This is a genomic window from Paenibacillus tuaregi (assembly GCF_900086655.1).
In the GTDB taxonomy this organism is placed as follows: Bacteria; Bacillota; Bacilli; order Paenibacillales; family Paenibacillaceae; genus Fontibacillus; species Fontibacillus tuaregi.
In genome coordinates this window covers 587,664-614,041 of the sequence record NZ_LT575476.1, presented here as the reverse complement: position 1 = coordinate 614,041, position 26,378 = coordinate 587,664, and the positions used below count along the sequence as shown (strand labels likewise).

Genomic DNA, 26,378 nt, shown 5'->3' with positions numbered 1-26,378 from the left:
AAGTGGGGTTTCAATCCGTAGCCAGCAATGAATACAGATTGAGATCGGTGAACTTCCCTTTGGATTTCTCCGACTGCCTTAGAGTTCCTTCATAAGTAAAATGCAATTTCTTAAGCACCTTAATCGAGTTGACATTCTCAGGTTCGACTTTGGCCTCGATTCTATGAAGGTTCAGGCCATGAAAAGCATATTCGATTAAGCAGGATAGAGCCTCGGGGATATAACCCTTGCCCCAATAATCTTTATGAAGGTCATAACCGATTTCGGCTTTAGCATTCTCAAAGTCCAAGGCATTGAAGCCGCAAGATCCAATAATCGTATTAGATTCGGACTCGATGATAGAATAACGGATCGCCTGATTCTCCTTAGCCAGGTTGTCAAGCAATGCAATCATCTGCTTGGCCTGATCTTCATTCGTGAAAGGTTCAATGTTCATGAACCTGGTTACCTCAGGATCGGACCAAATTTCGAATAAACGCGCTGAGTCTGACAGCTCCATCTTTCTCAGCATTAATCTGTTAGTGTGCAGCTCTAAAATCAATCTGCTTCATCTCCATTTCACACGTTTATAGGTTGTACAGCTTCTCAATTCGTGAACGGTCCACCTGAACCGTGATCTTCAATCCATCGATATATTGTTTCAAAATCTCTCCGTTCTTGTCAATTGCGAACTGCCCCGAAGAAGCCGAAGGGTCTTCGAATACCGGCTTAAAGGGCCTTATTGTAATTGATTCCGGCGCTTCCTTGAAGCGGTCCAGCACCAGTTCCACAGTCTCTGTCTTCCGGTCCGGATAGATACCTTTACCTCCGATAAGATGTGCTTTCTCTCCGTAATTCCCTTCAACCTCAAAGAACAGGCTGTTCTTCTCCGCTGCAGTAAGTTCATGATCGGCATGAATCTTCATTCTGAGAATGGTCGAGATTGGGGAGAACTCTATCTGTTCAAGAGTTACATCCAGCCCGTTCAAATGCTTCGTGTCTCCGGATTGTACTATGACCCGATCCGAGTTTTTCCGGACAGGGAGCGAAATAACATACGGCTCCTTGATGCCCTTCAAGGCGATCTTTACCGTTAGATCAAATTCATCAGGCAGATGTGCCGAATTCGCATTAGACAGGTCACTGTTGTTTAACACTTGAAACAACGCTGCATCCGGATTAGAGGACGGCCCCCACTGGATCTCCGGCCTGTATCCTCCCGGATAATCCGCCGTGGAAACACCGTTCACGAGCAGGTCCACATCTTGGATAGCTCCTGCCTTATTCCTTGACTCCTGTGAGTTATCACTAGATGAATCCTTCGACCCGGTAATTCCCGTCTGGAAATTTCCGCCTTCCCGCTCAACAGGAAACGACAACAGGGTTCCGTCAAACACTACCTCACGAATATTCAAGGTAACCCCCTCATGGGTATCAAAAGCATTGGAAGCCGCGACAAGCCCCTGATCCCCGGCCGTCCGCAATCCTAATTCATCCGCAAGCTTGAAGATTCCCCCAACCACAGGGAGTTGCTTGAATGCCTGAGCCATCGCGGGAGATACGAATCCGCTGCCCAGGATGGCGATCATTGCTGCTGCCGTAATGGCCGCTGCAACCCTTCCGGGTCTCCGTACCGGCTTCCGGGTTCTGTGCCCGGCAGGCTGGGCAAGCTCAGCTAAAGAAGCATAGACCTGATCCTGCCGCTTGCGGATAATATCAGGAACCGGGGTTTTCAGCTGAGCCTTGGCTGATTCCCGCAGCTCCCTCTCCATTTCAAATAGACTCATAGGACAAACCGCCCTCCTTTCTCTTCTTCACCCAATCCGCCAGGATGCCTCGTGCCCGGTGCAGCCTGGCCCTTACAGCGCCTTCTGAAATACCCAATACCTCGGAAATTTGTTTAATCGGCAGATCCTGATAATAAAATAAGTGAATGACGATCCGCAGGTTTTCGTCCAACCGGTTGACCGCCTCCTCAAGATCTATCTTTTGATAGTCCTGATAATAAGCACCAGCTTCGCCAGACGCCTCTGGAAGCTCGTCCATAACTACGGTACGCTGCCGGTTCCGCAGCAATTGATTGCATTCATTAATGAGTATCCGGATGATCCAGGTTTTGAAAAATTCCGGTTTTTTCAATGAGGTCAGCGACTTATATGCTTTAAGTGTTGCTTCCTGCATAGCGTCTGCACAGTCTTCATCACGTCTAAGAATGGACTTTGCCAAGCTGTACAGCCGGGGCTCCAATTCCCGTATAATCCGGACGAATGCATCCAGGTCCCCCCGCTGCGCTTTCTTGACTTCGAGTTCCATCGTCCACACTGTTGCTTTCATCTCCTTTAGAAGGGCCCTCTATGGATTAGATGGTTTGGCAGCCTGAAATGTTATATTTCGGTGCAAACCGATAATCCGAAAGACTTCCCGGTTAAAAAACAAGTTGAATCATTGACACACGGGAGCGGCCTAGTTATGATGTATTCTAAAATGACCATATGGTTTTTTCAAGAACTAATTGGTCATTTATGTTCATATTTTCTTAGAAAGTAGGTTGTAACAAACATGTCCATCGCTCTAGCAACCCCCAACAACGATGAAGACAAGCCATTCTCTATGAAAGATGTCATGGCCCCGCTTCTTGCTGTCATTATCGGGACCTTTATGGTCATTCTGGACAGCACGGTCGTTAATGTTGCGATTCCCACGCTGGTTGATTACTTCCATAGTTCGCTCCATACGATTCAATGGTCTGTAACCGCCTATACGCTCTCACTGTCCGCCGTAATTCCCCTGGCGGGCTGGATGTCAGATAAATTTGGCTCAAAGCGGATATTCCTGGTTTCGATTGGTCTGTTCACTATCGGGTCGGTTCTATGCGCATTCGCCCAAACTCCGGAGCAGCTGATTTTTTTCCGGATTCTGCAGGGTCTGGGCGGCGGTATGGTATCCCCTATTGGAATGGCCATGGTCTATCGTATTGCTCCTGCCGATCGGCGGGGCTCCATTATCGGAATGTTCGGTATTCCTATGCTGCTTGCGCCAGCACTGGGGCCAGTACTCTCCGGTTGGCTGGTGGAATATGTGAATTGGTCGTGGATATTTCTGATCAACCTTCCCATCGGCATCTTAGGCATATGGATTGGAAAAAAACATCTGCCCTCGTTCCAAGGACATGAGGCTCCATCCCTGGATATTACAGGCATGATTCTGGGCCCCCTTGCCTTTGCCTTGATTACCTTTGGCGTTAGCGAAGGGGGCGTAAGCTGGACTTCAACCCGGACCCTAACCGGCTTGATCGCCGGGGGAGCCTCACTCATCTTGTTCGTGATTTCCTGTCTGAAGAAAAAGCAGCCTCTGCTTGAGCTAAAGATATTCCGATCCTCCGATTTCACACGCGGCATTGTGACATCCTGGATTATGCAGGCCGCCTTGTTCGGCACCGTGCTGCTGTTCCCGCTCCTGCTCCAGCAGGTCAAGCATTACTCGCCGCTGTCCACAGGGCTTATCCTGCTGCCACAGGCAGCAGGCTCCATGATCTTTATGCCTTTGGCCGGCCGTCTCTTCGATAAGGTAGGGGCACGCCCGCCACTTATCGCCGGAATGACACTCATTACCGGTGGGTTGTTCGCTATGTCATGCCTGAAGTCCGACACGCCACTTGCGATTCTGATGGTCACCTTATTTCTGCTCGGCTCCGGCATGGGTCTGTCCATGATGTCTTTGAACACGCATGTATTAAATGCGACTCCGCGCCACCTGGTGAGCAGGGTCACTCCGCTTACCAGCGCTTTGCAGCAGGTGGTGGTTTCATTTGCCATCGCAGGGTTTACCGGCTACCTGGGGTCCCGGATGACTACACATATGCATAGTGTTGGCGCAAAGACAAATTCGCTGGAATCCGGCATAGCCGCCTTTGGAGAAACCTTTCTCCTTGCTGCATGTGTTGCTTGTGCGGGGCTTGTACTAAGCTTTTTTATCCGCAAGCCCAAACCTGAGGTTCAAGAATCCACTCGCGCGTAACTTCATCACTGAATAAAAGGAGGAAGCAGCATGATCAAGTGGCTATTTCATTCCAATACACTGGTCTCGATCCTTGTCCTGTCCTTATTGCTGTCACTTATCGCAGTCGGGTTATGTCCCACGAACATTCCTATTCACTTTAATGGGGGACAAGCGGACCGGTTCGTCAATAAATATCTCGGCTTGTTCCTGTTTCCGGTCTTGATGATCCTGGGGCTGGCACTGCACAAGATGAAATACAAAGCGGCCTGGACAGTATATATCTGTTTCGCACTCCATCTCTACCTGCTTTACAATGCATTAATTTAAAGGCAAAATTATAAAGTTACAGAGAATATTTAGGAGGTTTTTTGTTTGAGATTGTGGGAATTCGTTCTTATTTTGCTTGTTGTAGGTTTATCATTCATGTTCATATGGAGACCCAGGCTGATTCGAAGTCTGCGGATGTACGCAGCCCCTCTTCTCGGTGCTGCGGGAATTGTACAAGTGACGGTCGAAGGCTGCAGATGGCAGATGATCCCCGCCTATGTGGGGGCAGTCGTGCTGGCCGCCTGCATTCTATGGGGGAAGCCGGAAGGAACCAAACGCAGCCGGAGAATTGGAGCTGCCTCCCTGGGGTCTGTTCTATTCCTGATCTATGCCGCACTGATGACTGCACTGCCTGTGCTTCTGCCCGTGTTCACCTTTGAGAAGCCGACCGGCTCCTATCCAGTGGGAACCACTGTATATCACTGGGTTGATTCACAGCGGGCCGATGAATATTCGTCCGATCCGAAGGCCCGCCGCGAGCTGATGGTCCAGATCTGGTACCCTGCCAGCCCAAATACCGCTGGACCGACAGAGCCTTATAGCCGCCATGTGGGAGCAGTTACGAAAGGCCTCGAGAACGCACTATCTTTTCCGGCATGGACGCTTAGCCACTTGGGCCTGGTCAAAACGCATGCTTATGACGATGCCGTTCTGTCCAATGCCGAGAAGCGCTATCCAGTGTTGATCTTCTCCCACGGCATGACGGGCTTCCGCAATCAGAATACGTTCCAGGTCGAGGAGCTCGTCAGCCATGGATATATCGTAGTGGGCATCGACCATGCTTATGACGCAGCGGCGACAGTCTATCCCGATGGAAGGGAAGTCCTGCTGAAACCAAACAACCTGACGGGCTTCGATCAGCTTGACGGACATATGCCGTTATGGACAGGCGATGTGTCTTTTGTGCTGGATCAACTTGAGCTCTTGAATAAGAAGGATACATCAGGACGGTTCACCGGCCGCCTTGATCTGGGCCGCATCGGTATGTTCGGGCACTCTTTCGGGGGGGCAACGGCGGCACAAATGCTGATGAAGGATTCTCGCATCCAGGCTGCTCTTAATATGGACGGGACGCTATACGGGGAGCCGATGCCGGAGACAGGCTTGGGTAAGCCTTATTTGCAGATGAGTGGGGCCAAGAGCATCGATAGAGCCGTGTTTGAAAGCTCGCTGGACCAAGCTGTCGCCAAGAGTGGAAGAAGCCGGGAATCGTATGAAAACTCGTGGAATGAGACGGTGAAACGCAGGACTAATGCCTTAAAAGGCGGAGGGTATTCTATGACTATTCCACATACCTCCCATATGAGCTATACGGACTTCCATCTGTTCTCCCCTCTTCTGCAAGAGAAAGGCGAGAAGCCGCGGGAGGTTCATCACATCGTCAATGAGGTAAGCTTGGCTTTCTTTGATCGATATGTGAAGGGCAGCAGCGCTATATCCATGTCAGACCTGTCCAAGAAATACCCGGAAATTGGCCTGACTCAGACCGCCGGCGGAAAATAGTACTCATCTTAGAAGACGATATGTTTATGGTGGATGGCTGTTGCAAAAAGCTGTATGATAGATACGATTTTCAAAGGAGGCAGCAATACATGAGTATGCTGAAGGAAAAGATTCTACAATCCGCCATCCGCCTCTTCGCCGAGAAGGGGTATCAGTCCACGTCCATCCAGGATATCGCCGATGATTGCAGCATCGCCAAAGGCTCTCTGTACAAGCACTTTAGCTCGAAAGAGGAACTGTACATTAATATATTGGAGAAACGCCAACAGGCGATGGTTGAGGCTGTGGATCGGATCAGGAGAATGCAGCTGTCTCCAAGAGACACCTTCTTGGAGGAAATCGCATATCAGTTCGATTTCTATGTCGAGCACGGATACTATATATCAAGAGATCACAATGAGCTTCCACCCGTCAATAATGAAAGGATCGAAACCGTTATTAATCAGATCCGCAGAAACATGTTCCTGTATTACGGCGACATTCTGAGCCGCCACTACGGGCCGGTTATCGAGGATTGGAAATGGGATATGACTGCTATGCTGAGCGGTTTGATTCGGGAGTATACCTTTCATTTACTGTTTGGCCATAAACCGATGAAGAAGAAACAGCTGGCTCTGTTTATTGCCGAAAGGATGGACGATCTTATGCAGGGTCTGCAAGCCCGTTCGTCCACCCCCATACTGACAGACAACCTTATGACGGAATATCTCCAAGTTGATCTTAAGAGGCTGTATGTCTCTTTAAAAGTTCGGAGTGACGCCCTTATAGATATGGTCTTGTCCATCATTCCTGATATAGCAGCGCCGAATCAGAGAAAAAAAGAACTGCTTGAGGTTGCCTCCATGCTGAAGGACGAACTCGCCAAAGAGCAGCCGAGGAGCTTCCTGCTGCGGGCTCTGATACGCGATCTCGAAGCTGAAAGCGAGCTTTCCTTCTACATGAATCAACTGCAGCAGTTCATTTAAAAGACCCAAAACATCCCGCTGCGGAATCCCCTCGCAGCGGGATGTTCATTTAGTTGCTTATTTTATCTTCAGATTCATCTCCAGGTCTTGGATATACTCTTTCACCACGTCACCCTTGTCATCTACCTTGAACTGCCCACTCGTGGCCCCCGGCTCAGCAAAGACTGGCTTGAACGGCTTGACCGTAATGGATTTCAGGGCTTTTCCTTGCGTATTCAAAAGGAAGTCGTTGTACATCACTCCCTTAGCTCCGTTCTCATCGGTGCCTCTTCCGCCGGAGATCGTGTCGATCCGCTTGCCTTGATCATCATAGAAATCATACAGGATAGTCGAGTTCGCTTCCTGCCCCTTTACGATCAACTGCAGGCGTGTTGATTGGGAGGTTACGCTGGCTTTCTTGAGTGTCATGGAGAGGTCGCCTGACTTTTTGGTCAGATTCGGGCTTAGCTTCAGGGCACTTCCGGCCTCTTTTTGCACCGGAATGTCCAGGGTATATAACTCGTTCACACCCTCCAGCTTAATCTTCGCTGTAAGCTTGAACTGATCGGGCAGCGCTTTAAGGCTGGCTTTCTCTCCAAGCCAGGTGGCATCCGCCATACTGATCAGCACCTTGTCCTTTGTGGAACCGGCTTCCCAGCTTAAGCTTGGCCGCTCCCACAGATTGCTGCCGCCATACGTATTTACCGATACTCCGTTAATAAACAACTCAATTGTTGAAATTGCGCCCTTTTCCAGGATGCGCTCGTCCTTCTGATCATCCCACTTCGAATCGGTGATACCGCCAATGAGTCCTTTTCCATCCCTTTGCACTTCAAGAAGCACCACGTTGCCGTCATATGTTACCTTGGAAATTCCAAGTGAAATATTCTGGTGGCTGACACTCTTAACCCCAGCCTTGTTCGTGTTGACAGAGGCGGGAGCAGATTTGGTTGTGGATTTTTGAGCTGGCGCAGCTTGCGCCGCACTCCACACGCCACCTCCCACAAGAGCTCCAGTCAGTACAGCGGTAGTCATCACTTTATATATGGTTTTCATCTTATAGTTCCTCCTAATGGTTAATACTTCTTCTCTCTGAGGGCCCTCTATAAGATTAGATGGATGTGTACTCGCAAAAGTTATATGGCTCAACAAAAAGACTGGGAATGGTCACTGGGTAAGGAAGTCTAGAGCATCCCTCCGCATCGTTGGTGCGGCTGATTTGGTGGGTGCGCCCACACGCACAAGCATCTGGATCGTGACCCCATGGGCAGCGTAATCCCGGTGGATGCTGTTGTACTGCTGCTCCATCTCCGGGTATTCCTCCAGCACTTGACTGACAGGCTGCATGACGAGGCCGAGACTGTGTGCACTTAGAATTAGACGGCTGTAGAGCATTCCAGCAAGAACCTGCTGGGTTCGGCTGTTACCTTCTGTAAGGATCATGGCATAGGCCGGAGTATGCCCGGCAGCGGCTTGGGTGGATCTGATCATCATATCCGCAGAGGCCTGCTCATTATTAAGAAAAGGAAATATCGTAATCAAGCCCTGCATCATGTGCTTCATAAAGCCTGTCGTTCCCTGCCCTTCCAGGGAAAAACCATAACGGTATCGGTTCTTCTCATATTCATTCGCCCGGAATATCCGGCGGGATTCCTCATTAATCCGGTGTACACCGGCCTCAATCGCTGTTCCTGTTACAGCGTATTGTCCTAAGCGTTCTACGTTACTTGAATCCTGGAAAATATGCAGAGCAACGCCCGCTTCTTGCCGGGCCCTCTGCAGAGCATCCGCCTGCCCTGGTGATAACAGGTTGGCCTCGTACGGCCCCCGGTTCGTGTCAGGCAGGTACATGTACGGGTACAGCGGATTCTTCTCCGGCGGAGCTTTCGCCAGTGTGACTTTGGCAACCGGCTTGGCACTCATGCTTGCCTTCAGGTCCCGCTCATCATATTCCCCCTCCGGGAATAGGGCAATGGTAGTCTTATATCCAAGCTCGGCCCCCGCGATCCTTATGTACTCCAGAAAAGTCCCTTGGGAGACCATCGTCTGACGCGCGAAGGGGTCAACTTCAGGGGTTAAACGCTCCGCATCGGCATACAGCCGGAAGACCATGTGATCCTTCGGGTCAAGGACCACCTTCCATGGCTGCATATTATGTCCGTTGGCAGCCAAGATGCCATGCGAAACAAGCTTGACCCTTGGATCGCCGAATTGCTTGGAATAGCTTTTGTTCCAGGGCTCCAAATAACGGGATGGGGCAAAAACCCCACTTGTAATAAACAGGATAGCCATACAGATGGCAGCCACGGACAGAATTATAATCAAGATCATTAACATTTTCTTGTTCACCGCTTTATTAATCATTCTCACTTCCTCTGGTTCTATCGCTCAATAGACCGGATCAACAGATCAAAAGCACCGGATACAAGCTGTTCCGGGTCTGCCTGATGGTAAATCTTGATATAGCGATGCTTTTTCTTCGCGGTTCTAAAGACACCGAGCACACAGGCCCACAGAACGAGGGCTGTATTCACTGGATCGATATCAGCACGGATCACACCTTGCCTCATGCCATCTTGAAGTATGCCGGTCAAATAACCGAGAATCCGCTCTCCCAGCCGATAGCATTCCTCCCTGGACTCCTCCGGGATACTCTGGTCGAAATCCATCTCCCCGTTCTCATATTCCATAATGGCATCGAAGTACGCGGGATACTCATTGCTGTATTCGTACAGAGTGCTGGCAATTTGCCGCAGCCGCTGCAAAGCTGATTCGCCGCTGGTTGTCGTATGTGGGGACAGCATCTGATCCAGCAGCTTGTAACCCCGGGCCATGATTTCAAAATAAATCTGTTCCTTACTGTTGAAATAAACGTAAACCGTTCTTTTGCTGAACTCCGCTTCTTTAGAAATGTCGTCCATCGTGGCTGAATGATATCCTTTGCTAAAAATGATTCGCTCCGCCGCATCGATAATTTCATTTCTGCGAACGAGCTTCTCTCGATCTTTCCGTTCTTTCGTACCGATAACCAACACCTCCTCAGTAACTATAAGTACAATTAGTAAACTATAGGTTTACTTATTGCCATTTTAGTATACCTTTAAATTCAAGTCAACTGGGCGGGAGTTAGAAGGAATCATGCGAAAAGCCGCAGCTCCTTATATAAGGACACTGCGGCTTCAGTTCAATAGACGGACGTAAGCTGAAATTAATTAAAGTTTAGAACTCCATTCAGATCCACCAAGCCTAAATGATAGGCTTTTTGTATCGCTTCATAACGTTGGCGCGCGAATAGGCTCGCCCCATTTTGCTGCTCGTAGATTCTATTATAGTCCACTTCTTCAGACGGTGTGCGGCGGGCCAGATTAGCGTGAAGCACCTGATTTCTCTCCATCGCGCTCATAAACTGCTCAAAACTCATAGATTGGGACGAACGAGTCGGGATTCCCCTCTCTTCATTCTGTACCCGATTCACAATTGTCAATTTCGTATACGCGGCAAATTCAGGTGTAAATTTTCCATCAACAACGGCGCTAATTGCCATAGAAATACCTCCTTTCCGTTGAGCTCTGGAAGGACGATAGATCCCTCCATAAGATTAGATGGATGAGATCCCTAAAAGGTTATATTTTCCTGAGAAAAAGTGGATCAGCTCATTTAACCCAGCTTTCTTTACACCTCTCCCAAACATACAGATATGTTTAGCTACAACAACCATTGCTCGTCAATAAAAGATAACCACGAAAAAGAGCAGTTGCCTCATGGCATGCTGCTCCTTTTTGACATACTTATCGGACGTATACCCACGTATAAAATTCCTTCAATCGTTATAAAATAGCCAAAACTAACGAAAAGGGGCTGTGGAAAATGCTCCGTTTTTATATGTTTGTATTATTGCTCACACTTAACCCCTTTGAAAATAAAAACTCATTTCCCGATCCCTCCCTGCCCATCGTGGCAGATCAGGGGGATTTCGCTATCGAGGTTTATCCTTCTAACCACCGTTTGGTTGTAAGGATGAAAGACCGCACAATTAAAAAATATACAATCGCAGTCGGAAATCCATCGACTCCAACCCCTATTGGAGAATACCAAATCGTATACAAAGGCAAGGACTGGGGAGCTGCGTTCGGGCCACGCTGGCTGGGTCTGAATGTTCCTTGGGGAACCTATGGCATACACGGCACGAACAAGCCTTATTCCATTGGACAACACCTCAGTCACGGATGCATACGTATGCGTAACCGTGACATCATGGAATTGTTTGATATGGTCCCGGTCGGAACCAAAGTCACGATCTATGGTCATGTCCTGGGTGATCCCTTGCAAGATGCAAGGACACTTGCAGAGGGAGACGTTGGCGCAGACGTTCAATTAGTTCAATCCCGACTGAAAAGTGCCGGATATTTTACCGGTATTTGTAATGGCAAATTTCGCTCGGATACAACCATAGCCCTCAAAAAGTTCCAAAAGGATCACGAGCTTGTGCAGAATGGAGTCATCTCATCCAAAGTATATGAAAAGCTTGGGCTCCTTGAATAATTGGACCGCCAAATATTAGGATTCTATCCGACTTCTCGTCCTCATTTAGCATCACTAAATCCCTTGAAAAGATTCAAAATGTTCCGAATTCCGGGTCTGATAATCACTTAACAACCGCTGCATTTTTTCCACCGTGTCGTCTTGGTGGAGAACATGAAGTGAAACGGTCAAACTTGTATCGTTCAAAACCTGAAAGGAAACAAAATCAAAATTCAAAATCCCGAGATTCGGACACTGCAGCACTTTGGGTGCATCGATGGCATCAAGAACCTCCTGAGAGTCCCAATATTCCTGAAACTCGCTGCTAGCTTCGCATAGCGCCTCGAACTGCCCAGACCACCAAGAGTCGTCAGCGTGCCTGGCATACTCAGCATGAAATTTTGCGGCGATCCGCCTAGCATGCAGCTCCCATTGATCCCCTTTGATATAACGAAAACGGGGAGAAGTAAACGTCATCCACACAAAATTCCTAGTTGTTGAAGGGATCGTCGTTATGGATTACCCACGGTTGCTTAACGAAGGCTCTATATAAAAAACACTCCTCTAACAGCGACCCCGATTCCTTTCCCGCTGCAAAGCTCTCCATCCATAGGCCGAGTGCGGCTATGTTCTTGAACGAGCTGTTCGCTTCAAGAAAGCACGTCTACCCGGATACCTGCTGCAGAGGTTCTTCATGAGCGCATTTCTTGGTGCCAGACGGCCAAAGAACTCGCTGCAGAAGAAGACAGACAAGACCAAAGAGCAGAACGAGGAGACCGAGAACAAAGAACACTACTTCCACGCCGAATCCTCTGATCAGTAAACCACCGGTCAACGGAGCCGCGATCATGATCGTGCTGGACATCATGTTCTGGATTCCGAAAATCCGGCCAGTCATGTCTTCCGGCGTCTCTTTTTGCAGCACGTAATTGTTGGTTACCATAAACAGACCGTTGCCGATCCCGATCACAAGACCCAGCACAAGGCTCCAGATCTCCGGGGAGCCGGGTCTCAGCAGCCCCATTGCGCCAATAGCAATTCCTATCAGGACAATGCCACCTCCGATCCCGGTGCCATAACTGATCCGGTTCCGGCGGTTCAAAATCATAATGGTAGCTGCGGCACCCACTCCGGTGGAAGAGACCATCCATCCCAGCAGGGATTCGTTATCCGGCGCAATCTCCCTGTAAAGCGTGGGGAACTGAAAATCAATCATAAGAATAACCAGGATAACAGTCATATTCACGATCAGCGTGCTGAGCAGAATCCGGCGCTGCAGCAGCACCGCCCAGCCCATCTTCCATTGTTCCATGAAGCTGAGTCTGTGCTCCGTACCGGCACCCCCATCCGAACCGGCCTCAGCCTGCGGAGCCGTAAGATTCTCCTCAATACGGCGCAGCGTAAACAGCAGCAGACAGGATATGAGGCGGGTCGCGGCGTTCACTAGAATGCACAGCTGCGGGGAAATCACGGTCAGGACGACTGCCCCCAGCAGCGGGCCGGCGATTTTGGAAAATTGGTTGACAAGGCCGTTGTAGGAAGTCGCCTTCAAAAGCTGGTCTTCACGGACCACCTGGCGTGTCAGCGCCTGATGTGACGGGACGCGGAATACGCCCATGGCGGCACGCAGCGCTAGAAGCGGCAGCAGCCAGGACATGCCAGGAGCAAACAGCAGCAGGACCGTCAGGACGGTCTCGGCCGCATCGGTGAACAGCATCAGGTTGACCTTTTTCCAGCGGTCCGCGACGACCCCAGCTAGCGATCCGAGAAGGATGCCCGGAAGAGCCATCATCACTGGAATCAGCGCGATCATTAAGGGGTCCGCCTGCCAGCGGTAGGCGACCAGAACCTCAATCGCAAAGGCATCGAACCATTCGCCGAACGAGGAGATAGCGTAAGCCGTAAACATTTTGGCATAGATACGGTTGGCCCAAACCGATTTGGCGGACGGCTGCGGCTCAGTAACAAGGGCTTGAGACATCAAAAATTCCTCCGTTAAGTAAGAATGTGGTACTCTCACTGTAACGAAGGAATATCAGAGGAACATCAGACAGCGTCCAGAATGCTTTCAATTTTTTGTTCAATCAGCGCTTTATAAGCATCCAGTTGAACATTCCGGTTATATTCGGCGTATTTCGCGGCAAATTGGCGTTGAAGCTTGGGCTCCTGTACCCGCTGCTCCAGAAAAACCAGCGTCTCCCGGATCGAGCCGACGATCAGCGGCACGTTATGTGTCATCTCACCGACCTCAATGCCGTAGTTCAGGGCAGTCGCGGCCTCGGAGCGTTTTCCCTGCCGGAGCAGCAGTCGCCCTTTAAGACCGTGATACGCGCAGATTTCCCGCAAATACGGGGTTTCAGCCAGCATCTGTTCGACTTCGCCCGCGCAGCGTTCGGCTTCAGGCACGTTGTCTGCCCCCAGATGGACATACATTTCCGCCATTTTAATATGGACGTTGAAAATGTCCAGGTCTCCCCCCGCTTCGCGAACAGCCTCGTATGCCACCTTAACCCGGGCCAGGTCCTCTTCGACCCGGCCATTGTCGGTGTACAATCCGATAATATTCAGAAGCTTCAGCTCCCGCTGATGGTCTTCCGGACCGATGTTTGCGGCGATGGTGCGCTCGAAGTACTCCAGACATCTTTTCGGCTCATGGTAAAAGTACAAATAAAAGTGCAGCAAATAGTAAAGCTTGCTCGAAAGCGGATATTCGGTATCGTTCAAAAACCAGGCGATATCCGCCTGTACGTACCGGATAAAGATCAGGTGAGACGGCGGCAGCTCAAAGCCGAGCAGGTCCTGCTGGCCCGCCATCGTAATCATCGATTTACATTGGCCATACAGAAGGTATTTGTTCATCAGCTCCCGCATTTGAGCCTGCAGCTCGGTATCCTGCATCGAAGGATTGCGGAGATCCGGTTCTTTGACTGTCAGGCTGTAGCCATAACCGCGTACCGTGTTCAGAAAGATGCGGGTGCTCCAAGGACGCAGCTTTTTGCGCAAACGGTAAATATGGTCGTCGACCGTCCGCTCCACCGGATATTCCAGCGGCCATACCCTGTCCAGCAGCTGTTCCCGGCTGAAGGCCTGACCGCGGTGGCTGTATAAAAATTGCAGGAGCGCATATTCTTTGGCCAGCAGAGGAATGCGCTCTTCCCCGTAGCTGACCGTGTATCCGCTTGGATCAAAATCCAGCTGGGCCATTGCCCTCCCTCCTTCTTTCTACCGAGCTTCTCGGCGATCGGATTTCTAATCTTTTCTGTTATTTAAGCATATCCGTAATTCGCCGCACAATAGGGCAGCGGGGACGACTTAACGGCATGAAGGGGTCGGGCAGAACTGTAAATCAGGGGGATTTGTCCCTTTTACCACACTGACGTAGGATTTTCTAGCCCCTCCTTGGTTCGGAAGCGAAGAACAGGCTTTTTTGTGCATAAAAATACTCCTCTTACAGAGTCAGGTTACTGTATTTCACCTTCCTGCTGCAAGAGGAGCATATCAGCTTAACCCATAAAACTGTGGTCACGCCAGTTTATACTAAGTGATACTATCTCTTGTTTCTCCGGTCGAAAGCAGCCCCAAGTACCGCTCCTACAGCGACACCAATCCCTATTCCGGCTGCAATATTCTTCATCAATACTCCGAGTGCGGCTCCAATTGCAATCCCTAAAGCGAGCCCGCTTCCGTAAGTCTTTTTCATGGGTGCTCCTCCTTATTGCCAGCGATTCGATTGGGTACCTAGCCTATGAACCCCTCAAACGGTTTCACTATACTGCTCTCCCTTTCCTGGTAGCTAGTCAAGTCAGCGCACATTCGCCCTTAGAACTTGTAAGCCTGCATAGCTTTGCGGACTTCCTTCCAAGTCGGGCGCTTCCCGTACATAAGTACACCGGTACGGTAGATCTTCGCGGACAGCCAGCCGAAGAAGAAGATCGAGATCAGAAGAATCAGCAGCGACAGGCCGACTTCCCACATAGGTGTATCACTAAGTCCTGCCCGGACCAGCATCGATACCGGGGAGGTGAACGGAATATAGGACGCTACCTTCAGAATCATCGAGTTCGGCGATGAAGCGCTGAACGTTCCGATGTAGAAGGAGGCCAGACTGATCATGGTGATAGGCATAACTGCCTGACCCAAATCCTCGGTACGGCTGACCATGGAACCAATCGCTGCGAAGAGAGTCGCGAACAGCAGATAGCCCAGTATATAGAACAGCAGCCCGTAAACCAGCACGCTCAAATCCAATTCGTTAATATTAATGCCAAATTGACTGAATGCCCCTTTATTGTGTGGAAGCATGATGTTCACGGTAATTACTACTGCAAAAACAGCGATCTGCAGAATGCCGATCAGGAACATGCCGATAATCTTACCGAACATCTGTGTGACTGGCGCTGCACTGGTAATCAGGATCTCCATGATCCGCGAGCTTTTCTCAGAGGTGACCTCGGATGCGATCATATTGCCTGTGGTCACAGTGGTCATCCAGAACAATACCATCATGATGTATACAAAAATATAATTAGCTGTGTTCATTTTCCCTTTGCCAGAGCTTGCCTGTGATCCGCCCGATTCGCTCTTGACCTGCTGGGTGTCAATCTGAATCGGCTGATTCAGCGAGGCTACCTGGTCTTCAGTCAATAATCCCTTGGTAATATACTGGGTCTTCACAATCTGAAGCCCGCCCTGCAGCGCGGACTGAAGGCTCATGCCCAGCTCGCCGTCCTTGGAAGTGTACACGGCTTCAGGAAATTGTCCTGCCGGTGCATCCTTGAACTGCAGGTATCCGTCAATTTTTTTATCCTCAATATCCTTGCTCAACTGCTTCTCATCAGCTTTTTCATATTTAACAATCTTAAAGCCGATTTTATTCTGCTGCGAAGCATACTGCTCAAATCTTAACGCGATTTCCGACTGGCTGCCGTAGACCAACCCGATCTTGGTCTGGCTGCTGCCGCCATCATCCCCGGTAAACACTTTAATCAAATAAGGCAAATTAATCCCGATTGTCATTAATATAGCTAAGATCAGCGTTGTGACGACAAATGCTTTGGTCTTCACCTTGTTCCAAAATGTAAAGCCAATTACCGTACCCAGCTTATTCATTGGACTCACCCACCTCTTTAATGAAGATTTGATTTAGTGTTGGTTCCTTGATCTCGAAATGCTCCACTTCAGTTTGACGCATGGCATGGGACAGAATTTCTTGCGCGGCAGTTGTCTCGGTGATATGAATCAGATAACCGCGTTCATTCTTCTCCACCTTTCTAACACCAGCAATGCTCTCCAGCCCGCTAACATCGCCAATCGTATTCAGTACAATCTGCTCCCGTGGATAACGCTTCTTGATCTCCCGGATATTCCCCTGCAGCACGGTGTTCGACTTATGCAGGATTGTGATCCGCTGGCACAGCTCTTCGACATGCTCCATGCGGTGAGTGGAGAACAGGATGCTGGTACCGTTATCCCGAAGTTCTTTGACCGTGGACTTCAGCACTTCCACATTGACTGGGTCCAGACCGCTGAATGCCTCATCCAGAATCAGAATCTTCGGAGAGTGAACCACCGCTGCGATAAAGCCCATTTTCTGCTGATTCCCTTTGGACAGTTCCTCTATCTTCTTATCGTAATACTCAGGCACCTCGAATCGGTCCAGCCAATACCGCAAGCTCTTGTCAGCCTCCTTGGCGGACATTCCGCGTAGACGGGCCAGATAAATAATTTGGTCGCTCACCTTCACCTTCGGGTACAGACCGCGCTCCTCCGGAAGATAACCCATGCCGTGCTGAAGCTCGCTGCTGTAGTCCTTGCCGTGATATTGAATACGTCCCCCGTCCGGATAAATGATACCAAGCACCATACGCATGGTCGTAGTCTTGCCTGCCCCGTTGCCGCCGAGCAGCCCGTAAATCTCGCCTTCCTTCACATCCAAGGACACCCCATTAACCGCCGTCTTCTCCCCATACTGCTTAACCAGATTATCAATAACTAGTGGTTGTGCCATTATAAATCTCCTCTCTTCCATTTGATCTCTTCAGGCAGGTTGCCTTTCATCCATAAGGACAAAATATCCTCAAGCTCCAGCCCCCGGCTTCTCACGATAGTGACACCGCGCTCTGCAAGCTGATCTTCCAGTCTGGCCTGGTTCTGAACCAGAAGCCGCCAGGTGGATGGCCCATCTTCCTCAGCTTCAAGGATATCCTTAAGTCCCTCAAAATTCCCCTTGTCTCCGCGGACCCAGATCTCCCGCCAATTTCCTAAGAGGACATCCTTCTCCACCATGCCCTTGACCTGGCCTTGATGGACCAGTGCGATATAATCGGCGAGCCGCTTGACCTCATCCACAATGTGCGTGGACAGCAGAATCGTCATCTCATCCTCCTCCATCGCGCTGCGAAGCACTTCGATCATATGCTTCCAAGCAAAGGGGTCTAGTCCAGATGAAGGCTCATCCAGCAGCAGCAGCTTCGGCCGGCAGGCCATTGCGGCGGCGATTTCAAATTTGCGGCGCTCCCCTTTGGACATTTTGCTCAGCTTGCCCTTCTCCGGCACCTCAAACTTCCGAAGCAGGTCATCAAGCTTCCACTGATCCCAATTGGGATACCAGCGTGCCCGGAATTCTGCAGCTTCCTCAACGGTTTGGAAATTCTCATCAACGATCGGGGCTTCAGGCACGTACCCTATGGACTGCCTAAGCTGCGTGGGCAGTACCCCGGCGACTGACTCTCCGAACCATTTGATCTCCCCTTCGTCCGGGTGAAGCGTCTGCAAGATCAGATTCATAATCGTGCTTTTGCCTGACCCATTGGGCCCTACCAGCGCCACCACATACCCGCAGGGGATATCCAGATTCAGAGGACCGATCGGCTTCCTTCTGCCCTTCTTGCGGATTCCGTTCAGCTGTACCGCCAAGCCTTCTGTCATTTTCCCTCTCCTCCTCCAGATTCACCGTGATATTTCTTCTTCAATATTTGTAAAAATAAAGCTCTCAGCTCATCTTCCCCGTACTGTACTGAAAGTCCGACATCTACCGCCGCTTCCACCGCTTCCTGCACCACAGCTTTGCGGTACTCCGTCCGTTCCCCCTGATCCACCTTGGCTACAAACGTGCCTGTTCCCTGTCTGGTCCGCAGGAAGCCTTCATTCTCCAGATCCTGATACACACGCCGGATAGTGATGACACTGCAGTTCAAGCTGCCGGCAAATTCACGGATGGAAGGCAGCAGAGTCCCTTCCTCGATCTGCTCACTGACAATGAGAGAACGGAGCTGTGTCTTGATCTGGTGGTACAGGGGTTCAGCGCTATTTTCATTAATTTGAATGGGAATCCACACCTTCCGCACCTCACCTTCAGTTCTCTATATCAACTGGAGTGAACCAAAGATTACTGTAATCTCTCTTCTTATCAGAGTTCTATATGATGCGAATCCGGATTAAGGTCAATCCATACGTGCACGATAAAGCCTCCTTAGGTTCATCCCTATGTCCATTTTGCACTTCTTACCCGCTGACAGCGGGGTTCCAAGGTAAGCTGATCTATCAGCATCCCGCTTAAAGTCTTATGCCAGATCCCGAACTGCCAGCTTCCTGAGTATGATTTTGCTGTTTATACCAATCAGCAAGCCTCCTATGATCAAGCTTCCCCACATCACCGGAGATAGTAACCCGTATTGTTTTGCATAGTCCATCACAAATCTGACCAAATTACCGCTAAATGCTTCAACAATAAAGGCCAGGCTGGCTATAATGCCGTTAGCAATAAAACTCACCCACATATATACAATGCCGCGCTTCAAGAACTCAAAGTACATGTATCCACTCGTGATCATTAACCCGTATCCTATCCAGGTTAAGGCGAAGGCAACGTATGCACTGAAATTTGCATCCCCCCAAAAAGGGGCGGAGAGCCATAACATCAGCCCGAAGAAAAAGCAGCTGTTAAACGAGAAGGCAAAGATGGTCTGAAGCAGCCTGGCCTTAATTACAGCGCCAAGGGGAATCGGCAGCATTCTGTAGTAGTACAGCATTTGAGTATAGGAATCATCCTTCAGATACCGGAAAGACCGCCTGCAAAACGTGAATCCCGCAAGCGGAACAAGCAGGAGCAGCATGAAATCACCCAGCGGATTTATAACGTGTTTGACGCGATCTTCTGAGCTAAAGATAAAGCTCGTAGTTAGTCCCATATACAGCATGAAGAGTACGTTCCATATGAGGTAATACCGCCCTGTCTTCAAATCTTTCAAGAAAATATACCAACCGTCTCTCCAAGTACCCAAGGTTAATCAACCTCTCTCTATGTTGATGAATAGTGATTGTCTGAGTGTGTATACACATGTCTTATGTGTGCTTAGTGTGTATATCTTTATACACAGTATAATGTCCATAATTAACCATGTCAACGGCATGCCGCCAAAAAATAAAAAAGACCGGCGGTTCCCCGTCGGTCTCTTCAAATCACTAACACTCTCAGTTACTCATTTTAGGTCCCAAAAATGGCGTCAATCATCGGTTTCGTGTGTCCTCCTGGATACATCACATACAGAAGGATATATACAGCTACCCCTGTAATAGCAGTGAAAAACCAAATTACAGCAGTCGTTCTCCCCCACTTGCGATGCTTGGCAAATTTCTCCTTAAAGGCCAGCACAAGGGTGGTCAAGCCGAATACAGCGGCCACCGTTGCAAGCACAATGTGGAAGATCAGGAATACCCGGTAGTAGATCTCCAGGTCAGCCGGGCCACCCCAGTTCGTATTCCCGACAAAGATTGTTCGTGATGCATAGATGATGAAGAAGATTAACGCTGCGACCGCCGCCGCAATCATCACCTTCTTATGGGCCTCCCTGCGGCCCTTAATAATCAGTCCCCAACCAATAGCCACCAAGATCGCACTGATTACGATAAAGGAAGTACTGATTGTTGGAAACAGCGTAAACATATCCATCTTAAGTTCATCCTCCTGTTCGACTTACGGCTGGCCCTGTCCTATAGTTGTCCGAGGACCGGACATCAGCTCGTCTTCCCCATCATCTTTATTCTCCTGCTTATACCAGCTCCGGAACACGTATGCCAGCATCGAGGCAAAAATGATCTCCTGAATAAACTTCATGAGTATCCCGCCAACCTGCTGATCCACGTGGGTGTCAAGGTAGGCGAAATAGCCCGGGCCTCCAAAGGTCTTAAGCAGAGCGGATGGATCTCCCGTTACACAATAGCCCATTGCCTTCGCCCATACCGCCGGATCATTATAAGTTGCATACAAGCTGGTTGAAGAGAAAATAATCAGACCACATGCCGGTGTAAGCAAGACCATGTTGATTGCGATGTAAGCCATTTTCCGCAGACCCTTGATCTCCGAATGCTCCGGAAGCGGATTCACCAGTGTCCACCACATCAATACCGCAGCAATGAACAGAACTACATAATACAGCCGGTGAACGCCGAAATGAAGCATGACATAATCATGTACAGCCGGGATGTGGTAGAACGAGAACAATCCGTTGAACAGCACAGCGGCTACAATCGGGTGCGCAAGAAAGGATAAGCCCTTCAGCGGGTTCACCCTCAGGATTGCTCTCCACATCCAATCTGGAATTCCCAGCATCAAGAGCGGCGGAGCGATCAGATAAGTCAGCGCCATGCTCAGCATATGGAAGCTGAACATAATGTGCCCCAGCAGGCTAATCGGTCCGCCCTGAGCCAGATACAGAACAAGCATTCCGGCTGCGAAGGCCATCTTGCGGCCCACAGGAACGGGTTTGGCGTCCTTAAAGCGTTCACTAAGAGGCCCCACCAACATTAGATATCCTGCGGTTATTAAGAGAATTACAGCCAGGAACAACGGGCTCCATAAGTCTCTGAAGTTAAAATACTCTAATCCCAGCATACCAAACCCTCCATCTCTGCTGGCACGTATTTACTGTCGATTGTGTGACAAATGTCTCACAGTACAAAAAAGAGGGGGCTGTCTGCCAGCCTCCTCTCTATTTTACCACCAAACTAAGTATAAAGCTGTTAATACTGTTGCCCCGGCTACAAAGAATCCAAATGCCAGGAACAGGATTGGAATCAAATGTCCCTTATCCTTCATATGCATCCAGTATCCAAGCTGGACAAGAACCTGGAGGATAGCCATGACGACAAGCAGAATGATGGTGAACGATGTATTCACGCCACCAGCAGCCACCGTAGCGAATGCAATCAGAGTTAGTACAATGGAGAAAATAAACGCGATAATATGTTTCTGGGGACCTTCCGTGCGGTGTCTGTGTCTTACCGCGCTCCCCTGATTCGTGTTATGCTGCGACATGTCTTAACCCACCTTTCCAAGGAGGTATACGACGGTGAAGATAAATACCCAAACCACGTCGATAAAGTGCCAGTACATAGCGGACACATACACCTTAGGCGCAGTAACCACCGTAAGGCCCTTCTTCGCAAGCTGTGCAATCAGCAGGGATATCCATACGACACCAAACAATACGTGGGCTCCGTGGAACCCAACCAGCGTATAGAACGCCGAACTGAAGGCACTGGTGGTCATACCGAACTTCTCATGATTCACATATTCGTAGAACTCGTAAATTTCGAGTCCCAAGAATCCGAGTCCAAGAAGCACAGTAATTCCGAGCCACAGGGAGAGGGCTTTCCTATTCCCCTTGTGCATGGCTTGAATAGCAAATACACTTGTCAAACTACTTACCAACAGGATGAAGGTAGCTGCGGCAACCGTAGGCAGCTGGAACAGCTCATTAGCCGTTGGCCCATCCGCGGCCTGTTCACGTAGAGCAAGGAATGTCGCGAACAATGTGCCGAAGAGAACGGACTCACCGCCCAGGAACAACCAGAATGCTAGAATCTTATTGCGGCCTTCCAGCGTAGCTTTCTCCGGCTCATGGGGAAGTGCCGACGTTACTTGCTCAGCATGGGGTGCACTCATGCCTTAACCCCCTTCTTCTCAGTAGTTTCCTCCGGATCAATGTGCCAGCCATGATCGTCGTACAGCGAACGGATCACCATACAACCGAAAGTGACCACAAGACCGATGCCTAATACAACATATTGATGATACATAAATCCAAGACCAGCTACGAAGATACCTACCGACATCACAAACGGCAGTATGGATGCGGATGGCATATGAATTGGACCCACCGGTTCGGCTGGCGTCATCTCCGTATGTCCAGCCATCTTCTCTTTCCAGTATGCATCCAGACCACGAACAAGCGGAATCTGCTTGAAGTTATACTCTGGAGGAGGTGAAGGAATCGACCATTCCAGTGTACGGCCATCTTCCCAAGGATCGTTAGGCGCATTTGCCGGCTTGGTTGATGTAATAATGACATTCAGCAGGAATACCAGTACCCCAACGGCCATTAACAGCGCACCGATCGTACTTATCAGGTTCATCGTATCGAAGCCCTGATCCCCCCGGTACGTAAAGATCCGGCGCTGCATTCCGAGAAGACCCAGGAAATGCTGCACGAAGAAGGTCATATGGAAGCCGATAATAAAGAACCAGAACCCAACTTTACCCAGCTTCTCATCAAGCACACGTCCGAACATTTTAGGCCACCAATAATGAAGACCCGAGAACAAACCAAGCACCAGACCCCCTACAATAACATAGTGGAAGTGGGCTACTACGAAATACGTATCATGGAACTGATAGTCCGCCGGAGCGGATGCCAGCATGACCCCGGTAACTCCACCCATAACGAAGGTAGGAATGAAACCGGAAGCATAGAGATTCGCGGCGGTGAAGCGGATCTGTCCACCCCACAGCGTAAAGAGCCAGTTGAAGATCTTGATCCCTGTCGGAACCGCGATCAGCATCGTTGATATGGAGAACAGGGCGTTAGCCACCGGTCCCATACCGGTTGTGAACATATGGTGAGCCCATACCATGAAGCCCAGGAAGGCGATCAGGATCGTTGCAAACACCATGGAGCTGTAACCGAACAGGCGCTTGCGCGCGAACGTTGGGATAACTTCTGAGATGACACCAAACGCCGGAAGAATAAGTATGTACACTTCAGGGTGTCCGAAAATCCAGAAGATATGCTGCCAAAGTACCGGGTTACCTCCGTTGCCCACTTCAAAGAAGTTGGCGCCGAGTATCCGGTCAAAGCTTAGAAGTACAAGTCCTACTGTAACAGCAGGGAATGCAAACAGAATGATAGCGGAAGTAATAAAGGCCGTCCAGGTAAACATCGGCATCCGCATGAAGGACATGCCAGGTGCGCGCATTGTAATGATCGTGGCCAGGAAGTTAATCCCCCCGATCAGTGTGCCGAGACCTGCTATCTGCAGACCCACCGTATAGAAGTCTACCCCGTGCGATTCACTGTACATGGTAGAGGACAGTGGCACATAAGCCGTCCAGCCGGCATCCGGCGCCCCACCCATGATCCAACTGATGTTGAGCAGGAGTCCCCCGAACAGGAAGGTCCAGAAGCCAAGCGAGTTCAAGAATGGAAAAGCAACATCACGCGCCCCGATCTGAAGCGGGATAACCGCATTCATCAGCGCGAAGATGATTGGCATTACGCCAAGGAAGATCATGGTCGTACCGTGCATGGTAATCAACTCATTAAAGGTCTGAGCTGATACAAAGTCGTTCATTGGTTTAATAAGCTGCCAGCGGATCATCAAGGCTTCGATCCCGCCGATTCCGAAGAATAAAGCCCCGGCAATTAAGTACAGGATACCAATCTTCTTGTGGTCAACCGTTGTTAACCAATCCATCAGCCCTGTATGGCGCTTGACACTGTGAGCGTGAGCCAAGGTTTGTACCCCCTTTAAAAATTCCTATCCGAAATGCGCCGTGCGGTAAATCATTGGGTCTTTAATTTAGAATTTGCCAAGTAATCGGCAATGGCGTCAATTTGTTCATCGGTCAGCTTCAGGTCTTTCTTCGGATTTGGCATTTTGTTCCCCGGTTTTACAGCCTGAGGGTCTTCGAGCCATGTCTTCAGATTCTCCTTGACCGTTCCATCCACACCGTTGACCAGAATCCCGGCAACCGATTCGCGTCCGCCGATTCCTGTCAGGTTCGGTGCGGAAGGTCCACCCTCACTGCCAATCGCATGGCAGGTCAGACATTGGTTCTTGAGCACTTCGGCAGTTGCCTGTTCAGCAGGCATAGCCACCGGTTCCTTAATCGCTTTCACCCAGCTGTCGAAGGCAGCCTGACTAACCGCTTTGACTTTGAATTCCATAAGACCGTGGGATTGTCCGCAAAGCTCGGCACATTTGCCCAGGTACACGCCTTCCTTATCCGCAGTAAACCAAGCATTGTTGATGGCTCCCTCCGGATTCGTATCCGTCTTGCCCGCAAGTGACGGCACCCAGAACGAGTGAAGCACGTCAGCGGTCTTTAATTGAAATGCGATTTTCTTGCCGGTTGGAATCACAAGCTCCTGTGCGGTGGTTACCCCGTATTCAGGATAGTTGAACTCCCACCAGAACTGGTGCGAAGTTACTTTGACCTTAACCGCGTTCTTATCATTCCAATAGTTCTCCCCGTACGCGAATACCTTCTGCACGGTTGCGATCCCCAGAATCAAAACCAAAATCAAAGGGATTACCGTCCAGAGCACTTCAAGCTTGAAGTTGCCTTCCACCTGTTCCGGGACGTCTGTCTGTCCGGATCTGCGGCGAAAACGTATCCAAACATAAGCCGCAATACCGAATACAATAAGCAGAACGACAATCATAATGGTTATGGAAAGCTTCATTAAATCAAATTGCCCCTGTGCCACGGGTCCCTGAGGCCTAAGTGCCGACAAATCCTCGCGACCACAAGCGGACAACAACAGCATCAGCCCCGCAAACAAAGGAAGGAGCCGTTTCACAGCCTGCCACCGTTTCATCATTGATCTACCCCACTTTAACGTTTGTCTTCCGATTCATCACAAGTACCTCTTCCCCAAAATCAGGAACCAATCGACCTGCTTTATCACGGAAACTGCTATCCTGTCAATTCGAACAATCACTAATTAAATATATGATTAGTACACACTTTTGTCAATGATTCAAGGGTAGTTCACAGAATGTTCAAAATTGCAAAAAGTCGCGCCGCTGCTGGGTTTGCAAGCGATTTCAGATCTGTCTTTTTGCCCATGTCTATGATTTGACAGGGAGCCTCGCCCCATATTCAAGGTCAGAAATTGCTAGTTTCAAATTATGACATATTTTTTAAAATTTCATCTCTAAGACTATGAAAACATATGAAAAAAAGAGAGTTGCCCCTCTTTTTAATCAGTCAATATCTGAACCCCGTCCTTGAGTATGGCAATCGTATGCTCGAACTGAGCCCCTAAGGATCCATCGGCCGTTCGGATCGTCCAGCCGTCATCATCCCAGAAGACCGCCCCTGTCTCCCCTATGGTCAGCACCGGTTCTACAGTAATTACCATACCCGGTCTCAGCAGCGTCCCGGTTCCCGGCGTGCCGACACTCGGCACATTCGGGGGCTCGTGCAGATGACGGCCTATTCCGTGGCCCACAAGCGGCGTGACTATTCCAAGTCCCGCAGCCTCGGCTACCCGCTGAATCGCGCAGCCAATATCCCCTGTCCGGCCTCCGGCATGGGCTGCGTGTATTCCTGCAAAGAGCGCATCGTGTGCCTTCTCCAGCAGGTTCCCGGCTTCCGGCGCCGGGCGTCCCACGGCATAAGACCAGCCGGAATCGGCCAGCCAGCCATCCTTATTCACTACAATGTCGATGGTCACAATATCGCCGCTCTCCAAAGGACGCTTATCCGGGAATCCGTGGCATACCACATCATTCACCGATGCACAGGTAGCGTATGGGAATCCCTGAAACCCCTTTTGTTCCGGTGTGGCCTTATGCCTGCTCAGGAAACTTTCCACAAAAGCATCCACTTCCAGTGTGGTAATACCGGGGGCGAGCAGCTTCCCGATTTCCCGGTGGCACTCGGCCAGGATCCTGCCTGCTTCACGTATCCGCTTAATTTCCTCATCCGTCTTCAGCTTTCCCTTCAATGAACAACCTCCCTTACCAGCCTCCTCTTGGGAGCACTTATCTATATGTATGCCGGACATGAAAAAAAACCGCCTGTCTGCAGGCGGTTTT

The 26,378-nt window shown here is 49.9% G+C and carries 28 protein-coding genes; 5 read left to right on the top strand and 23 right to left on the bottom strand.

Annotation, left to right across the window (positions count from 1 at the left end; genetic code table 11):
• Positions 1 to 10: 10 nt before the first annotated feature.
• From BN6628_RS03060 to BN6628_RS03050, 3 genes are read right to left on the bottom strand one after another with little or no spacing between them, the layout of a single operon-like run.
• On the bottom strand, positions 11 to 541 hold the full coding sequence (locus BN6628_RS03060) for a GNAT family N-acetyltransferase (RefSeq protein WP_068614052.1): 531 nt from the start codon (positions 539 to 541) through the stop codon (positions 11 to 13).
• 25 nt (positions 542 to 566) lie between these two features.
• Positions 567 to 1,766, bottom strand: a complete 1,200-nt coding sequence (locus BN6628_RS03055) for a DUF4179 domain-containing protein (protein ID WP_068614049.1) — start codon at positions 1,764 to 1,766, stop codon at positions 567 to 569.
• On the bottom strand, positions 1,753 to 2,292 hold the full coding sequence (locus tag BN6628_RS03050) for a sigma-70 family RNA polymerase sigma factor (protein WP_068621910.1): 540 nt from the start codon (positions 2,290 to 2,292) through the stop codon (positions 1,753 to 1,755). Before BN6628_RS03050 ends, BN6628_RS03055 begins: the two co-directional genes overlap by 14 nt.
• A 246-nt stretch (positions 2,293 to 2,538) precedes the next feature.
• Between BN6628_RS03050 and BN6628_RS03045 the strand changes: the two genes are divergently transcribed.
• From BN6628_RS03045 to BN6628_RS03030, 4 genes are all read left to right on the top strand, one after another.
• Positions 2,539 to 3,996, top strand: a complete 1,458-nt coding sequence (locus BN6628_RS03045) for an MDR family MFS transporter (RefSeq protein ID WP_068614046.1) — start codon at positions 2,539 to 2,541, stop codon at positions 3,994 to 3,996.
• A 30-nt stretch (positions 3,997 to 4,026) separates the two neighbouring features.
• Positions 4,027 to 4,305: a DUF1648 domain-containing protein gene (locus tag BN6628_RS03040; RefSeq protein WP_068614044.1), complete on the top strand. Its 279-nt coding sequence runs from the start codon at positions 4,027 to 4,029 to the stop codon at positions 4,303 to 4,305.
• Positions 4,306 to 4,350: 45 nt separating this feature from the next.
• Positions 4,351 to 5,808: an alpha/beta hydrolase family protein gene (locus BN6628_RS03035; RefSeq protein WP_068614041.1), complete on the top strand. Its 1,458-nt coding sequence runs from the start codon at positions 4,351 to 4,353 to the stop codon at positions 5,806 to 5,808.
• Between the two features lie 89 nt (positions 5,809 to 5,897).
• Positions 5,898 to 6,773, top strand: coding sequence for a TetR/AcrR family transcriptional regulator (locus BN6628_RS03030; RefSeq protein ID WP_068614039.1), 876 nt, complete (start codon positions 5,898 to 5,900; stop codon positions 6,771 to 6,773).
• 57 nt (positions 6,774 to 6,830) lie between these two features.
• On the opposite strand, the gene BN6628_RS03025 is transcribed toward BN6628_RS03030, so the two are convergent.
• From BN6628_RS03025 to BN6628_RS03010, 4 genes are all read right to left on the bottom strand, one after another.
• Positions 6,831 to 7,808, bottom strand: coding sequence for a DUF5643 domain-containing protein (locus BN6628_RS03025; RefSeq protein WP_068614036.1), 978 nt, complete (start codon positions 7,806 to 7,808; stop codon positions 6,831 to 6,833).
• Positions 7,809 to 7,919: 111 nt separating this feature from the next.
• A complete protein-coding gene (locus BN6628_RS03020) occupies positions 7,920 to 9,116 on the bottom strand; it encodes an Acg family FMN-binding oxidoreductase (RefSeq protein ID WP_068614034.1) in 1,197 nt (398 codons plus the stop codon).
• Positions 9,117 to 9,133: 17 nt separating this feature from the next.
• Entirely contained in the window at positions 9,134 to 9,784 is a 651-nt protein-coding gene (locus BN6628_RS03015) for a TetR/AcrR family transcriptional regulator (protein ID WP_235847562.1), read from the bottom strand.
• Between the two features lie 176 nt (positions 9,785 to 9,960).
• Positions 9,961 to 10,296 (bottom strand): hypothetical protein, encoded by a 336-nt coding sequence (locus tag BN6628_RS03010; protein WP_068614031.1) that lies wholly within the window; start codon positions 10,294 to 10,296, stop codon positions 9,961 to 9,963.
• 338 nt (positions 10,297 to 10,634) lie between these two features.
• Here BN6628_RS03010 and BN6628_RS03005 point away from each other — a divergent pair, with 338 nt between their 5' ends.
• Positions 10,635 to 11,294 (top strand): L,D-transpeptidase family protein, encoded by a 660-nt coding sequence (locus tag BN6628_RS03005; protein WP_235847704.1) that lies wholly within the window; start codon positions 10,635 to 10,637, stop codon positions 11,292 to 11,294.
• Positions 11,295 to 11,348: 54 nt separating this feature from the next.
• Here BN6628_RS03005 and BN6628_RS03000 read toward each other — a convergent pair whose 3' ends face one another.
• From BN6628_RS03000 to map, 16 genes are all read right to left on the bottom strand, one after another.
• Complete coding sequence (locus tag BN6628_RS03000; protein WP_262363162.1) at positions 11,349 to 11,780, bottom strand: MmyB family transcriptional regulator; 432 nt, start codon at positions 11,778 to 11,780, stop codon at positions 11,349 to 11,351.
• Positions 11,781 to 11,937: 157 nt separating this feature from the next.
• Positions 11,938 to 13,254: an MFS transporter gene (locus BN6628_RS02995; protein WP_068614024.1), complete on the bottom strand. Its 1,317-nt coding sequence runs from the start codon at positions 13,252 to 13,254 to the stop codon at positions 11,938 to 11,940.
• 65 nt (positions 13,255 to 13,319) lie between these two features.
• Positions 13,320 to 14,477 carry a winged helix-turn-helix domain-containing protein gene (locus BN6628_RS26760; protein WP_068614021.1) on the bottom strand — a complete coding sequence of 386 codons (1,158 nt, stop codon included), beginning with the start codon at positions 14,475 to 14,477 and terminating at the stop codon, positions 13,320 to 13,322.
• Positions 14,478 to 14,820: 343 nt separating this feature from the next.
• The gene (locus BN6628_RS26375; RefSeq protein ID WP_187386105.1) at positions 14,821 to 14,973 is read right to left on the bottom strand and encodes a glycine zipper domain-containing protein; all 153 of its coding nucleotides are present in this window, start codon (positions 14,971 to 14,973) and stop codon (positions 14,821 to 14,823) included.
• Between the two features lie 119 nt (positions 14,974 to 15,092).
• Entirely contained in the window at positions 15,093 to 16,382 is a 1,290-nt protein-coding gene (locus tag BN6628_RS02985; RefSeq protein WP_068614018.1) for an ABC transporter permease, read from the bottom strand.
• Positions 16,375 to 17,280, bottom strand: a complete 906-nt coding sequence (locus BN6628_RS02980) for an ABC transporter ATP-binding protein (protein WP_068614016.1) — start codon at positions 17,278 to 17,280, stop codon at positions 16,375 to 16,377. The genes BN6628_RS02985 and BN6628_RS02980 overlap by 8 nt, the downstream gene beginning before the upstream one ends.
• Positions 17,280 to 18,200: an ABC transporter ATP-binding protein gene (locus BN6628_RS02975; protein WP_068614013.1), complete on the bottom strand. Its 921-nt coding sequence runs from the start codon at positions 18,198 to 18,200 to the stop codon at positions 17,280 to 17,282. Before BN6628_RS02975 ends, BN6628_RS02980 begins: the two co-directional genes overlap by 1 nt.
• Entirely contained in the window at positions 18,197 to 18,610 is a 414-nt protein-coding gene (locus BN6628_RS02970) for a GntR family transcriptional regulator (protein WP_068614010.1), read from the bottom strand. Before BN6628_RS02970 ends, BN6628_RS02975 begins: the two co-directional genes overlap by 4 nt.
• A 225-nt stretch (positions 18,611 to 18,835) precedes the next feature.
• Positions 18,836 to 19,555, bottom strand: coding sequence for a hypothetical protein (locus BN6628_RS02965; protein ID WP_068614008.1), 720 nt, complete (start codon positions 19,553 to 19,555; stop codon positions 18,836 to 18,838).
• A 203-nt stretch (positions 19,556 to 19,758) separates the two neighbouring features.
• Positions 19,759 to 20,223, bottom strand: a complete 465-nt coding sequence (locus tag BN6628_RS02960) for a DUF420 domain-containing protein (RefSeq protein ID WP_068614005.1) — start codon at positions 20,221 to 20,223, stop codon at positions 19,759 to 19,761.
• A 24-nt stretch (positions 20,224 to 20,247) separates the two neighbouring features.
• A complete protein-coding gene (gene ctaG / locus BN6628_RS02955; protein ID WP_068614002.1) occupies positions 20,248 to 21,165 on the bottom strand; it encodes a cytochrome c oxidase assembly factor CtaG in 918 nt (305 codons plus the stop codon).
• Between the two features lie 102 nt (positions 21,166 to 21,267).
• Positions 21,268 to 21,588 (bottom strand): cytochrome C oxidase subunit IV family protein, encoded by a 321-nt coding sequence (locus BN6628_RS02950; protein WP_068613999.1) that lies wholly within the window; start codon positions 21,586 to 21,588, stop codon positions 21,268 to 21,270.
• Positions 21,589 to 21,591: 3 nt separating this feature from the next.
• Entirely contained in the window at positions 21,592 to 22,218 is a 627-nt protein-coding gene (locus BN6628_RS02945) for a cytochrome (ubi)quinol oxidase subunit III (RefSeq protein ID WP_068613996.1), read from the bottom strand.
• A complete protein-coding gene (gene ctaD, locus BN6628_RS02940) occupies positions 22,215 to 24,026 on the bottom strand; it encodes a cytochrome c oxidase subunit I (protein WP_068621908.1) in 1,812 nt (603 codons plus the stop codon). The genes BN6628_RS02945 and ctaD overlap by 4 nt, the downstream gene beginning before the upstream one ends.
• A gap of 89 nt (positions 24,027 to 24,115) precedes the next feature.
• Positions 24,116 to 25,156 (bottom strand): cytochrome c oxidase subunit II, encoded by a 1,041-nt coding sequence (gene coxB, locus BN6628_RS02935; protein ID WP_068613993.1) that lies wholly within the window; start codon positions 25,154 to 25,156, stop codon positions 24,116 to 24,118.
• Between the two features lie 381 nt (positions 25,157 to 25,537).
• On the bottom strand, positions 25,538 to 26,287 hold the full coding sequence (map, locus tag BN6628_RS02930; RefSeq protein ID WP_068613990.1) for a type I methionyl aminopeptidase: 750 nt from the start codon (positions 26,285 to 26,287) through the stop codon (positions 25,538 to 25,540).
• Between the last annotated feature and the right edge of the window lie 91 nt (positions 26,288 to 26,378).

Bases quoted from the DNA above. Each gene is read 5' to 3' on its own strand.
- BN6628_RS03055 (WP_068614049.1), bottom strand. From the start codon at position 1,766: ATGAGTCTATTTGAAATGGAGAGGGAGCTGCGGGAATCAGCCAAGGCT.
- BN6628_RS03050 (WP_068621910.1), bottom strand. From the start codon at position 2,292: ATGGAACTCGAAGTCAAGAAAGCGCAGCGGGGGGACCTGGATGCATTC.
- BN6628_RS03045 (WP_068614046.1), top strand. From the start codon at position 2,539: ATGTCCATCGCTCTAGCAACCCCCAACAACGATGAAGACAAGCCATTC.
- BN6628_RS03040 (WP_068614044.1), top strand. From the start codon at position 4,027: ATGATCAAGTGGCTATTTCATTCCAATACACTGGTCTCGATCCTTGTC.
- BN6628_RS03030 (WP_068614039.1), top strand. From the start codon at position 5,898: ATGAGTATGCTGAAGGAAAAGATTCTACAATCCGCCATCCGCCTCTTC.
- BN6628_RS03025 (WP_068614036.1), bottom strand. From the start codon at position 7,808: ATGAAAACCATATATAAAGTGATGACTACCGCTGTACTGACTGGAGCT.
- BN6628_RS03020 (WP_068614034.1), bottom strand. From the start codon at position 9,116: ATGATTAATAAAGCGGTGAACAAGAAAATGTTAATGATCTTGATTATA.
- BN6628_RS03010 (WP_068614031.1), bottom strand. From the start codon at position 10,296: ATGGCAATTAGCGCCGTTGTTGATGGAAAATTTACACCTGAATTTGCC.
- BN6628_RS03005 (WP_235847704.1), top strand. From the start codon at position 10,635: ATGTTTGTATTATTGCTCACACTTAACCCCTTTGAAAATAAAAACTCA.
- BN6628_RS02995 (WP_068614024.1), bottom strand. From the start codon at position 13,254: ATGTCTCAAGCCCTTGTTACTGAGCCGCAGCCGTCCGCCAAATCGGTT.
- BN6628_RS26760 (WP_068614021.1), bottom strand. From the start codon at position 14,477: ATGGCCCAGCTGGATTTTGATCCAAGCGGATACACGGTCAGCTACGGG.
- BN6628_RS26375 (WP_187386105.1), bottom strand. From the start codon at position 14,973: ATGAAAAAGACTTACGGAAGCGGGCTCGCTTTAGGGATTGCAATTGGA.
- BN6628_RS02985 (WP_068614018.1), bottom strand. From the start codon at position 16,382: ATGAATAAGCTGGGTACGGTAATTGGCTTTACATTTTGGAACAAGGTG.
- BN6628_RS02980 (WP_068614016.1), bottom strand. From the start codon at position 17,280: ATGGCACAACCACTAGTTATTGATAATCTGGTTAAGCAGTATGGGGAG.
- BN6628_RS02975 (WP_068614013.1), bottom strand. From the start codon at position 18,200: ATGACAGAAGGCTTGGCGGTACAGCTGAACGGAATCCGCAAGAAGGGC.
- BN6628_RS02960 (WP_068614005.1), bottom strand. From the start codon at position 20,223: ATGGATATGTTTACGCTGTTTCCAACAATCAGTACTTCCTTTATCGTA.
- ctaG (WP_068614002.1), bottom strand. From the start codon at position 21,165: ATGCTGGGATTAGAGTATTTTAACTTCAGAGACTTATGGAGCCCGTTG.
- BN6628_RS02950 (WP_068613999.1), bottom strand. From the start codon at position 21,588: ATGTCGCAGCATAACACGAATCAGGGGAGCGCGGTAAGACACAGACAC.
- BN6628_RS02945 (WP_068613996.1), bottom strand. From the start codon at position 22,218: ATGAGTGCACCCCATGCTGAGCAAGTAACGTCGGCACTTCCCCATGAG.
- ctaD (WP_068621908.1), bottom strand. From the start codon at position 24,026: ATGGATTGGTTAACAACGGTTGACCACAAGAAGATTGGTATCCTGTAC.
- coxB (WP_068613993.1), bottom strand. From the start codon at position 25,156: ATGATGAAACGGTGGCAGGCTGTGAAACGGCTCCTTCCTTTGTTTGCG.